Annotated in this window: 12 protein-coding genes; 8 read left to right on the top strand and 4 right to left on the bottom strand. The window is 61.6% G+C overall.

Going from position 1 to position 11784, the window contains the following annotated elements; translation table 11 throughout:
- Together IVA74_RS19310 and IVA74_RS19315 are read left to right on the top strand one after the other, a co-directional pair.
- Window positions 1–590, top strand: a 590-nt coding sequence (locus IVA74_RS19310) for an ImmA/IrrE family metallo-endopeptidase (protein ID WP_247347240.1), incomplete at its 5' end; no start/stop codon positions are given.
- Window positions 591–765: 175 nt separating this feature from the next.
- Window positions 766–3171 (top strand): hypothetical protein, encoded by a 2406-nt coding sequence (locus IVA74_RS19315; protein ID WP_247299909.1) that lies wholly within the window; start codon window positions 766–768, stop codon window positions 3169–3171.
- Between the two features lie 500 nt (window positions 3172–3671).
- On the opposite strand, the gene IVA74_RS19320 is transcribed toward IVA74_RS19315, so the two are convergent.
- From IVA74_RS19320 to IVA74_RS19330, 3 genes are all read right to left on the bottom strand, one after another.
- A complete protein-coding gene (locus tag IVA74_RS19320) occupies window positions 3672–4280 on the bottom strand; it encodes a hypothetical protein (protein WP_247299906.1) in 609 nt (202 codons plus the stop codon).
- A 1243-nt stretch (window positions 4281–5523) separates the two neighbouring features.
- Entirely contained in the window at window positions 5524–6171 is a 648-nt protein-coding gene (locus IVA74_RS19325; RefSeq protein WP_247299902.1) for a hypothetical protein, read from the bottom strand.
- A gap of 13 nt (window positions 6172–6184) precedes the next feature.
- On the bottom strand, window positions 6185–6499 hold the full coding sequence (locus IVA74_RS19330) for a hypothetical protein (RefSeq protein ID WP_247299899.1): 315 nt from the start codon (window positions 6497–6499) through the stop codon (window positions 6185–6187).
- A gap of 241 nt (window positions 6500–6740) precedes the next feature.
- On the opposite strand from IVA74_RS19330, the gene mobQ reads away from it, so the two are divergent.
- Window positions 6741–7931: a MobQ family relaxase gene (mobQ, locus tag IVA74_RS19335; protein ID WP_247299895.1), complete on the top strand. Its 1191-nt coding sequence runs from the start codon at window positions 6741–6743 to the stop codon at window positions 7929–7931.
- Window positions 7932–7955: 24 nt separating this feature from the next.
- Here the strand turns inward: mobQ and IVA74_RS19340 are convergent, their stop codons facing one another.
- Window positions 7956–8339, bottom strand: a complete 384-nt coding sequence (locus IVA74_RS19340) for a hypothetical protein (RefSeq protein WP_247330370.1) — start codon at window positions 8337–8339, stop codon at window positions 7956–7958.
- 604 nt (window positions 8340–8943) lie between these two features.
- On the opposite strand from IVA74_RS19340, the gene IVA74_RS19345 reads away from it, so the two are divergent.
- The 5 genes from IVA74_RS19345 to IVA74_RS19365 all read left to right on the top strand — a co-directional run.
- A complete protein-coding gene (locus IVA74_RS19345; protein ID WP_247299892.1) occupies window positions 8944–9261 on the top strand; it encodes a hypothetical protein in 318 nt (105 codons plus the stop codon).
- Complete coding sequence (locus tag IVA74_RS19350) at window positions 9258–9518, top strand: hypothetical protein (RefSeq protein ID WP_247299890.1); 261 nt, start codon at window positions 9258–9260, stop codon at window positions 9516–9518. Before IVA74_RS19345 ends, IVA74_RS19350 begins: the two co-directional genes overlap by 4 nt.
- The gene (locus tag IVA74_RS19355) at window positions 9515–10483 is read left to right on the top strand and encodes a tyrosine-type recombinase/integrase (RefSeq protein WP_247330373.1); all 969 of its coding nucleotides are present in this window, start codon (window positions 9515–9517) and stop codon (window positions 10481–10483) included. The genes IVA74_RS19350 and IVA74_RS19355 overlap by 4 nt, the downstream gene beginning before the upstream one ends.
- 142 nt (window positions 10484–10625) lie before the next feature.
- The gene (locus IVA74_RS19360; RefSeq protein ID WP_247299914.1) at window positions 10626–11213 is read left to right on the top strand and encodes a hypothetical protein; all 588 of its coding nucleotides are present in this window, start codon (window positions 10626–10628) and stop codon (window positions 11211–11213) included.
- A partial coding sequence (locus tag IVA74_RS19365) for a helix-turn-helix transcriptional regulator (protein ID WP_247347242.1) occupies window positions 11214–11784 on the top strand: 571 nt, incomplete at its 3' end.

The following is an 11784-nucleotide window of genomic DNA, read 5'->3' on the forward strand; positions in this document are numbered from 1 at the left end:
AGCAGGCGGGCGGCATCGTCATCATGACGAGCTTCCACACCAAGCTTCTGGACGGCATCAGCTTCCGTTCGGAGGGCATGCCACCGCTCTTCTTCATGAACAAGGATGTTGCCGGGGACCGCTTCCGTTTCTCGCTCGCGCACGAGCTTGGACACATCGTTATGCACACCGTGCCTGACGACGATCAGAAGATGGAAGAGGAGGCGCACCGCTTCGCTGCGGCTTTCCTCATGCCTGCCTCGGATATCAAATCATATTTGATATCTCCTAAGATTACTGCTCTCGGTAGAGTGAAAGCGTACTGGAAGGTCTCTATAAAAAGCTTGATTAAAAGAACTTACGACCTAAAATTAATTACTGATTCTCAGTACAAAAACATGAATGTTCAGTATAATAAATCTTTCAACGAGGGTGAGCCATACGAAATACAGGTAGAAGAACCTTGGCGCCTTAGAGATATCATCAAGTATCACTGCAACGAGCTTGGATACAGCTTGTCTGACTTGGCGCGCCTTCTGGCTGCGAACGAAGCCGACGTTGAGCGCGCGTATCTCCCGCGCCAGGGCCTACGCCTCGTGGTTTCGAACTGAGTTTTGGGTCCCCTTCTACGTGACGAGGACGCGTGTCCAGTAGGCGTTGTCTCCGCCGCCCTCGACTACGAGAACCCCATGGGTGAGGATATTCACGACGCTGCCACAGCGCTTGCCACGGCATATGCGAACGGCGATGTCTACCGTGCATCGGGCATGGTCCAGCGGGAACATAATGTCTCTGTACAAAAAACTACAAGATGTCCGCAGCGAGGAAGACGTCAAAGATGTTTACATTCAGGCGTTAGGCTTGAAGAAATATACCAAAGGGCTAATTGATATTCGTACGAAGGAAATGTGGTTCGAGGCTAAACATCACGGCAAGGACTCAAGTTATAAGATGTTCACCCAGCTTCTGCATTATGTGCAGGATGGGTTGAATAAAGGGGACGAGTTACCACCGTTCCTGGCAGTAATGGATACTGAGAAGGCGGCTCTGATGAAGACCGCTGATGTTATTCCATTTTTGAAAAAGAAGACGATAAAATGGGGCAAGTCGGCTACTAAATTCCCGAAGGAGGCGCTCGACCAAGTATCCGCGTTCATTGGAACAAGGATGGTCTCGTTCAGGATAGCGACGCACGAAGATGAATTCATCAGTACTGTAAAAGCCGCTCTGACAAAGGGCGATATTATCCGCATTTCGATCACGCCAGATAATTTGAAGCAAGTTTTCGATAAATGGGTCGAGATGATCGGTCGGGAAATCGGCGGTGCTCCGGTAGATAAATATGCCCTTCTCTTTTTCGCCGACATCATGCATGACGGAACCAAGGCGACTCATGAAAACTTGCCGGCCGAACTTCTCCATCAAGGAGAAGCGCCCGTATTTTCCCTCGACGGTAAACTTTATAAACTAGGTAATCGTGAGGGTTACCGTCAGTTCTGGTCAATTTATCACCGCCCACCAGATGAGGAGTATCGCAATTACTTATTAGAGCGTCGCGACTCCCTAATCCCGCTAGACGAGCGTAGCTTCAAGGGCGCTTTCTATACTCCACTCCACGTGGTTGATAAAGCCTACGATAAGTTAGCCGACGTTCTTGGGAAGAACTGGCAGAAGAACTACATAGTTTGGGACATGTGCTGCGGCGTTGGGAACTTGGAAACCAAGCATTCCAACCCGCGAAACGTTTTTATGAGTACATTAGATCAAGCTGACGTCGATGTTATGAAAGCTACTAGAACCTGCGTTTCCGCCACTCGGTTTCAATATGATTATCTCAATGATGACATTACGGCTGATGGCAGAATTGACTATAGCCTCACCAACAAAGTGCCGCCCGCTCTGCGGCAGGCAATCGCCGAAGGTCGAAAGATCCTGATACTTATCAATCCGCCATATGCAGAAGCTGCAAACATAGATAACATCACAAGTTCTCGTGGGAAAAATTCAGAGAGCAAAAAAAGCGTTTCAAAGACGCAGATTGCTAAAACGATCAGTGATTTTGGATACGCTTCGCGCGAACTATTCGTGCAATTTCTAGTGCGGATCGCCAAAGAGATACCAAACGCTACCTTGGCTATGTTCAGTACCTTGAAATATGTAAATGCTCCAAATTTTGAGCCATTCAGGTCGTTTTGGAATGCATCTTATCTCGGCGGTTTCTTGGTGCCTAGCAAAGCATTCGATGGTCTAAATGGGAATTTCCCTATTGGCTTCCTTATTTGGGAAACCGATAATTCCGCAAAAAAGAAGACACCAATTACAAACATAGTTGCGGAGGTTCTTAATAAAAAAGGCGAAGCAATTGGCGAAAAGCAATTCTATAATCTACCAAGTGAGCGATTTCTGAGCAATTGGATTAAGCGGGCAAGGTCTAATAAGGATGACGCCCTGCCCTTGAAAGGCGCGCTCGTGCCAACGACTAGTATTAAAGATGTGCGTGGCACTAAATGGGCAGACGGAGCGATCGGCGGAATGATTGCGCCCGGTGGTGATGTTCAACACGCAAATCTTACCGCCTTGCTATCATCAGGGTACTGTAGCGCAGGCGGTTTTTTCGTCACCAAGGAAAATCTCTGGAAATCGGCAGTTGTGTTTGCGGTACGGCGTCTAGTTAAGCCGTCGTGGCTCAATGATCGGGATCAGTTCTTACAGCCTGATGAGCCTCTTACTGAAGAATTTAAGATGGACTGCTTAGTCTGGATGTTGTTCAGCACACAAAATCTGACGGCTGGCGCGAACGGATTGGAGTGGAATGGTCGCCAATGGAGTCTGGTCAATCACTTTATTCCGTTCACCGAGGCTGAAGTTAATGCACCTGACCGATTTGAATCAGATTTTATGGTTCAATACCTACATAAAAAGAAGTTTTCGGTTGAGGCTTCCGCAGTCTTACGAGCAGGTAAAATCCTTTGGCAAACGTATTTCTCCATCACCGATGTATATAGCGTTCGTCAAAGCCTCAAACTCAATCGCCCCGATGTTGGATGGTATCAGATCCGATCCGCTCTTGGTCGACGCGAGGAACAGAAAGACAAAATCGAAACCGAATTTGCTGTCTTTGACTCAACCTACGAGACGCTGACATCGAAGCTAGCACCGATGATTTATGATCTTGGCTTCCTAAAAACTTAGCGTGCAGCAGCGGCTCATGCTGGTAAGCAAGCAGGCGAGATCTCGGGACACGAGGCGGAGAGAGAACGTTCGTCTCCGCGCTGTCAATCTGCATAGGTATGGGCGCTTAGCGTACGTTTTCGAACATCCTCTGCGATGACCCCGAGTTGGCGTAGACGAAATACCAAAGGTCCAAACCGGGTGAACGACGACGCCTTCACAGATGAGCTGAGATCGGCCCTGGAGGCCCTGATCTCGGAAGCCCGTGCAGCAGGCCCAGGGCGGGTTGTGACCGCGGCCGAGCGCGCTGCGATAATCTGGGTCACGGACCGCCAGGAAGCCCCCGAGGCCGCCCGCCGCGATCTGCCGGTACCAGAGACCGCACGCCGCTTGCAGTAGGATCCCGGCCGCCCTGGCTCCTGTGGTGGGCGACGCGATCTCTCGTTCATGACGGACACCCGTACCCACGACGATCTACGAACTTACAGCCTCCCAGATCCGGACTGGTGCACAACTGCGGTTCAGCCGGCGAGCCGACGCCACCATGGGCGTGCTTTCCAGGCTTCCAGCTCGGCGCGGGCCTGGGCGGTCTCCGCTTCGGCTCTCTTCTCCAAAGCACTCAACTCTACCCGTGATTGAGCCGCTGCGGCATCGGCCAATGCTAATCGCGCTTGCAGCTCGCGCTCGCGACCCCCGGCCTCCTCAACGACCTGGGCGAGTTGCCGAGCGAGAGCGGCGACCTCCCCGACTAAGTGATCGGATTTCTCAGTCTCGGCGCTCCTGTCAGCTACCGCCTGCGACAGAGCTTGCTGCGCCTCTGTGAGAGCCCGCTCGAGCCGTTCGATATGGGCGGTTAGGAAGGCAACGAAGGTCCTTTCGAGAGGGCCTTCGACAGGAGGCTCAGCATCGATTTCGCTTTCATCGAGAGGGGTTTCGACACCTCTCTTGAGAGCCCGCTCAAACTCTTCGATAGGGATCTCTATCCGGGTCCTACCGTCGTTACCGGGGAGCCTACGCCAGCCCTGTCGGCGCACGAGCTGCCGAGCTGAAGCCGGTTTCAGAGAGAATGCTTCCTCGATCTCCGCATACGTCATGATGCGGGACGAAACCCCCTTCGACACCTCGCTCATGACAGCCCCTCGGTCACTCGGAATGAGACGGACGAGAGGGTGTGTCCATAACTCTTTCGAAAGGGTATCTGACCGCCCTTTCGAGACCCCCGTCGAGGGAGGGCTTACCGTAGCCGTGTTGACTGCCTGTGTCGGTACGGGGATGGTGGGCGAATGCCGGACTCGTGCCGGTTCGAGGAGATAACCGCCACGACGGCAACGTAGAAAAAGCAACGGCCCCTCAGGCGCCAACCTGAGAGGCCGTGGACCGATCTCATAGAGACCGGCGGGGGATCAAACACCTCCCGACAGTCTCACGAGCACCCTTAGGGGTCAAGACGGGACGCCAATCCCGTCAACGGTCTTGCTCGTTCTGTGGAAGGGTGTCGCCCGCTAAGGCGATGCTCGCTGCTGTGCCGTGGCCCGCAAGGGCTGGGACATGTTCGCTGAAGAACTTAGGCGCGCCGTCGAGGTTGCGCCCCGGGGCGCGCTGCCCGAGGTGGCGGCGCTGCTGTGGCGCGCCTTCGGGGCGGGCCAGGTGAGTGAGGCCGAGGCCGAGGCGCTGTCGGCGCTGATCGAGGGGCGGACGGTCATCCCGGCCGCGCCCGTGCCGCCGCGAAGGCCTGCTAGCTCCCGGCCGCGGAGCGACGCCCCGCCGGGCCGACCGTCCATCTTCCCCCCGAAACGCCATCAGCGCTCGCCGGATCGCGCTCGGTCACTAGAGCGACGGCGGACCTTGGCTGCCTCTGGTCCAATGCCCCCGGCGCTCGCGGCCCGGCACACGACTGGCGAACTCGCCGCGTTACGGATCATCGCCGACGAGGTGCGGGCGCGCGGCGCATGTGAACTGTGCGTGTCGGCCATCGCGGCGCGAGCCGGGGTGTCGGCCTCGACGGCACGCAACGCGATCCGGACGGCTGCCCGTTCCGGGCTTCTCCACGTCGAGGAGCGCCGCCTTCTCGGCCGGCGCAATGATCCCAACCGCATCACCATCGTGGATGCCGCTTGGCGGGCTTGGATCGCGAAGGGCGGCCGAACCGGGGGGGGTGCCTTCAAAAAACTCGAGCCCACGGACAGAGGATCTCAGAAAGCGCAATCTTGGAGCGGTCAGCGGCCAGCGGAAACGTCGCAAAGAGCTGCCGGGAGGCAGGGTCGGGCGAGGGCAAGGCCACCTTCCGATTCCGGACCGGGTCCGTCACGGCGAGTGCCATCCATGCGGTAGGCTCATGCACCCGATCGTCATTCCGAACGGCCCGCTGCGCACTCAGTAGCCGTCGAGCACGGCGTACTCGCCACGCGGGCCGAACCGCGGCGCGCTCAGGTCGATGCGGACGCACAGGCGCGTGCGCCTGTCATCGGACTGGCAGTTCGTCAGCACCACGCGGCCTGCGCGGCGTTGCCAGTCCTCGGCCCGCGCCTGGAGCGTCGGCAATGCGACGCGCAGGCGCTCGACTTCGGCGGCGAGGCGGGCGCGTTCCGCCTGACCCCAGAAGGTAGACGCGGCGACGCCGGCAAACTGTGCGCCGGTGGCGCCCAGCACGACGAGGCTCAGAACTGCGGTGAGGCGAAGTGTCAGCCGAGCCGTTGCCTGTCGAACCCCGTGCGTCGCTGCGTCGATCTCACCGCGCGCGTCGTGCAGCGCGGCCACGACCTCGCTGCGCAGTCGGTCGGCCCCGAGCGCGGAGACCGTCGTGTCCAACGACGCGACGCGGTCGGACAGCGTTCCGAAGGCCGGCCCGAGGGCCGACACGTCGAGGGTGAGGGTACGAGGTTTTGCAGCCGCCATCTCGGCCGCCTGTGCGGCCTTGAGCGTCCCCTGCATGTCCTGCCCGAGTCGGTCCACGTCGCGGCGGACTGCCTTGAGCGTGTCGAGCAACTCAATGACGGGGTCGGTTGAGTTCGCGCCGTCCATTGTCGGCAGGGTCCTACGAGTGCTCCGTCTCGGTGGGCGGAACAGGATCCTGTCTCATGGAGAAGATGTGCAGGCGGCCGAGAAGGTCGGTGACCCTTCGGAGGTCCACATCCGGAAGACCGTCGTTGTCGATGATCGAGACCAGCTGCTTGGCATTGGCAGGGCTGTCGTAGGCCCATCGGATCACAACAGCGCCGACGACCTTCGCCTCCCGTTCATCCCTGGCTTGGATTTCTGCCTCCACACGTGCGGTCTCAGCGGCAAGCGCCGTCAGCCTCTGTTCCGGGGTGCGCTTGATGCGCTTCGGCTTGGTCTCGGTCGTGTCCATGTTCGAAGCTCGCTTTTTGAGAGTTGCATTCGAGGGGCGGGCAAAGCTAGGGTTGAGTCCCGAAGGGCGCGGTTACGTCTCGGACTGCGTCCGACACCCGCGGTCCTCAGGGGCTGCGCCCCGCCGGACGGCTTCCCCCCAGTCCGGCGCTTAGGCGCCGGACGTCAGGGTTCCTCACCCTGAAACCGAGCCAGCGTCGGGCCGCTGGACCACGTATGTGCGCACAGGGCGCGGTGACGGGATGGCGCTGTACCGCTTCGAGCTGAAGGTGATCGGCCGCTCCGGCGGGCGTTCGGCCGTCGCCGCAGCCGCCTATCGCTCCGGCACCCGGATGGTCTGCGCCCGCCGCGGCCAAGTCTTCGACTACAGGCGGCGCAAGGGCGTCTCGTCGCGCGAACTCCTCGCTCCCCCAAGCGCACCGGCATGGGCTCGCACGGATCGCCAGAAGCTCTGGCAGATGGTGGAGGCGAGCGAACGCCGGGTCGACAGTAGGCTCGCGAAAGAGGCCGTACTCTCGTTGCCGCGCGAGCTGAGCGTCGAGGATCGCGTCCGGCTGGTCCGCGCGTTCGTCGAGCGGGAGATTGTCGCGCTCGGTCTTGTCGCGGACATCGCGCACCACGACGGACGGACGGGAAAAGACGATCCGGACGGCGGCAATCCGCACGCTCACGTGCTGATCTCGACTCGTCGCGTCGGTCCCGATGGGTTCGAAGGCAAGGAAAAAGCTCTCGACGCTCGAGACACCCTGTTGCATCTCCGTGAAGCGTGGGCTTCGCATCTGAACGAAGCGCTCGAGCGTGCCGGAGCGCCGACGCGGGTCAGCCACCTCTCGCTCGCGGCACAATGCGAGGACGCCAAGGCTGAGGCTGCCGATGCGCGCGCCAGCGGTGACACGGAGAAGGCGGACGAAGCCGACGCAGCGGTTTTCGTGCTTGATCGGAAGCCGGAGCCGAAGCTCGGGCGGGGACACCACCTCCGAACCCGCGCTGGCATTCAGACCGACCAAGGCGAGGCCGTAGACGCGCTCCGGATTGAGCGTGCCCGCCGACAAACGCTGACCGCGACCCTGCGCACGCTGCTCCGAAAGGCCGCGCAGTTTCGGTTGCAACTCGGCGACCGCCTGCGTCAAAGCTTGAGCGAAGGTGCCATGGCCTCGCTGCGGGATACCAACCTCGCGGTGTCGGTGGGTCGCTTGGCACGCGGCGAAGGGGAGCGCCTGACTCCCGATGAGCGCATCAAGGCACAGGAACGACAGCGCGCGTTGAGGCACGAACAAGCTGAGCGGCGCTTGGCTTTGGGAGATGGTGAGCAGGCCTCGGCACGTGAGCGCGACCTGCGTCGAGAGGAGATTGAGCGCCATCGTATCGAACAGGAGTTACTGAGGGTCCGCGCCGTGATGCGGCGAGATCGTGGACGTGGGATCGGCCGCTGAGCGGCCGATCCACGGGCCGGCGCGCTAGTCCCTGCCCCACCCATCGTTCCGAACCGGCTTGCGGGACTTGGGCTTGCGCTTCTGTTCGGCCTTCGGGGTGAGGTTCGGCGGCACCGGAGCCGGAGCCGGCTGAGGAACGACGGGAGCGGGCTTGGCCTCCGCGTCTTTCTTGGCGCGCGCGTCGATGATGAGATCGCCGATGGTACGGTCGAAATTCGGCCCGTCATCGACGTTCGGTGGGACCTTGCACCGACAGGTCAGACACCGGTCAACGCGCACCCGGATCCGCTCAAACGCGCGTTCGTCCTCGGGCGTGATTTCCTTGTTGTCACGCTTGAGGAGCCGCACGCGGTCCCAGGTATCGATCTCGAAATCCTCGATCTCGCATTCCCAGAGTTCGATCCGCACGTCTTCCGGAACGGGGACGCCCGCAACGTACGTCGCGGTACTCAGAAGAAGGGCATTCTCCTTGCGGCACTCCCATGAAAGGTGACCGGCTCTCCTGACCTGTACGAGATATCGACAATCATGAGGGCGCAGCGGGTTTGAAGCTTCCGGCGCAGCGGAGGCATTCTGATCTTTGCGGTCTTCGTTCTGATTGGAGTTGGACATGTGAGGCCCCGGCATTTCCAGTTGCGAGGCCGTCTATGAATATCGCTCTTTGCCGAAAGTACAGAGCGGAGACCATTGGATAAGTGGGCCGGACCGGCAGACAGTATCTTGAAAAAGCTGAGAAATACTGCTACAAGGAGCAAGAACGACATCATAAAGACGGGAGAGACCCGTCACATGTGGAGGGGCATTCGCCACCCCAGTGAAGTCGATGGACTTCACTGGCCACATGTGAATACATTCTTAAAAGTAACCTAATGGAATTTGGCGGCTCGCCAAAGCCCGAATTGGCGGCAATTCACAGTTTCGTGAAGGAGCTGCCTAGGGTGTGGGCAGCCGCGGGGTGGCGTCTTCTGGGCTGTGATAATGACGCTTATCGGAGGTCAAGACGGAGTCGGTCATGGTGGCGCTGTTGGAGCAGATGCTCCGGGACGTGCGCCGGGAGATCGCCGCGATCGAGATGCGCTCGGCCGCGCGGACTGCTGGGCTCCTCGCCCTAATCCGGGATGGGGCCGACACCGCCGAGCAGGACCGGCTGATGTCGGAGGACATGCGCACCCTGGACGGCCTGCGTCAGGAACAGCGGGTGCTGAAGGAGGCCCTGGAACGCCCCGACCTCCCGGCGAGCGCCCAGGATCTGCTCGATCTCGCCGACGCGAAACTACGCCTTGTCCTTGAGGCCCGACTCCAGCTCCAGGACCTGAGGGGTCAGGGATGACCGTCGCGCCCGTCCCGGCCTCATCGCTCCTCGATGACGCGCTCGCGGACGCAGATCGGGAGATCGCCGAGACTGAGCGGCGGCGCGAACGGCAAGTTCACCTCCTCCACGGCCTCGACCCCGGCACGAAGGCGCGGACCTGCGCCGAGCGCCTCCTGTGCGAGATCGACTGGACCCTCTCAATCAACCACACGCACCGAACGCTCATCCAGAACCTGCTGGCGACCGAAACCTCCAACGACGTGGGTTCCCCGTGACCACCCTTCCTACCCCTGTCGCAGAGACCGCAATCGGCCCCGCGCTCGACTTGGAAGCGGTCGCCGCCCGCGCCGCCGGACTCGCTCGGCAGGCGCGCGCCGCTAACACGCTCCGCGCCTACGAGGCCGACTGGCGGGAATTCGCGGGGTGGTGCGCCGCCCGCGGCCTCGAACCGCTGCCCGCCGCCCCGGCCGTGGTCGGGCTCTACCTCGCCGACTGCGCCGACCGGCTGTCGCTCGCGACCCTCGCCCGGCGGGTGAGCAGCCTCGCCGCCCGGCACCGCCGGGCCGGGCTCGGCCTCGACGTGCGCCACCCGGCCGTGGCCGACGTGCTGGCGGGCCTCCGGCGCGAGCGCGGCTCCGCCCAGCGCCGCGCCGAGGCCCTGACCGTGCCGCGCCTGAAGCAGGTGCTCGCCGGGCTCGGCGACGGCCTCGCCGACCGGCGCGACCGCGCCCTGCTCCTGGTCGGCACCGCCGCCGCGTTGCGGCGCTCCGAGCTGGCCGCCCTCGACGTGGCCGACATCGCCGTCCTGCCCGAGGGCCTGCGGGTCACGATCCGGCGCAGCAAGACCGACGCCGAGGGTCGCGGCGCGGTGCTCGCGGTCGGGCGCACGGGACAGGCGACGTGTCCGGCCGCCGCCTACACGGCGTGGCTTGCCGCGACCGGGATCGCCGAGGGGGCGGCGTTCCGCGCCGTCGACCGTCACGGCCGCCTCGGCGGGCGGCTGTCCGGCAACGCCGTCGCGCTGATCGTCCAGCGCCGCGCTGGCGCCGCCGGGCTCGACGCGGCGGCCTATGCGGGCCACTCCATGCGGGCGGGGTTCGCGACCTCGGCCGCCCATGCCGGGGTTGGCGAGATCCGGATCGCTCACCAGACCCGTCACGCCTCGCTCAGCACCCTGCGCCGGTACGTCCGTGAGGGGGCCCTGTTCGCCGACAATCTCGCTGTCGAGATCGGATTGTAGCGCTTCCAGGGCTCTCGTCTGGGACGCCCAGGAGTCCAAAGCGTAAGGCCCGACAAGGAGTTGCGGCTCGGTTATTGAAACGGTTATATTTTCCGCCATATCCTTCCAAGGGCGCGACGTGCTGCCGGATGGAGAGGGCCTTATGGACGTGGAAGAAGACCAGTCGCGCCAGATGGCGATCATCGAGCCCCTGCTGCTCGGCATCCACGACGCCTTGTACGAGGCGGTCGCCACCTACAACGGTGACGGGTACTCGGATGCGGTTCGTGCGCAGCACAGTGATCGCGCTGCCGCGTGCTGCATCTACGACCACGCCGAACGAGCGCTGATGGACCGCTTCGACGGCACGCCTGGGGTGAACTTCCTGGATCGCCGGGGGCTTCACCTGCTCAACTACCGGGATCAGGCGCTGATCCGGGTCAAGAAGGTGAACGGGTTAGGCCAACACGCTAACTACCAGACCCTGCAACAGCAGGATTATGACGACGAGATGCCCCTCCTCGATCTGCCCGAGGCGGCCGTGCGTCTGTATGCGGGCTACCAAATGGATGCCGCCGGGGCCGCGATCGAGCGGGTGATGATTGTCAGGCAGATCGGCAAGGACGTGATCTGGACGGCGCAGGTCACCGCTACGGAAGCCCAGGCTGCGTGGGTGGACATCACGCCGGAGCGGATCCCTGACACTGGTCGGACCGACTTTGAGGCGGCGCGTGCGAGACGAGGACGCTAAGTGACCGACGCGGTCTTCAACGCTGACATGCTGAGACTCGCGCGTGAGGCGCGCGAGATGACCCAGGCTGATCTGGCGAGAGAGGCGTCTGTCACGCAGGCGCTCATCTCGAAGCTCGAACACGGCCTGATCGGCCAACCCTCCGACGAGGTGCTGGGCAACCTCGCGAAGGCACTCCGCTTCCCTACAGCCTTCTTCCATCAGCGCGAGCGCGCGATCGGGTTCCCCGCCTTTCACTACCGCAAGCGCACGAAGCTCGGCGCGAAGCCACTCGCGCGGATCGGTGCGGTCATCAACATCCGGCGTCAGCACGTGGCGAGGCTCTTGCGCTCCTACGACCTGGAAGTCGCCAAGCCGATCCCTCAGATCGACCTGGACGAGAGCGGCCTCACGCCAGAGAAGGTCGCCGAGCGGCTGCGCGCGTACTGGATGCTGCCGCGTGGGCCGGTCGCCTGCGTGGTTGATACGATTGAGCAGGCGGGCGGCATCGTCATCATGACGAGCTTCCACACCAAGCTTCTGGACGGCATCAGCTTCCGTTCGGAGGGCATGCCACCGCTCTTCTTCATGA

Source organism: Bradyrhizobium sp. 132, assembly GCF_023074185.1.
Taxonomy (GTDB): Bacteria; Pseudomonadota; Alphaproteobacteria; order Rhizobiales; family Xanthobacteraceae; genus Bradyrhizobium.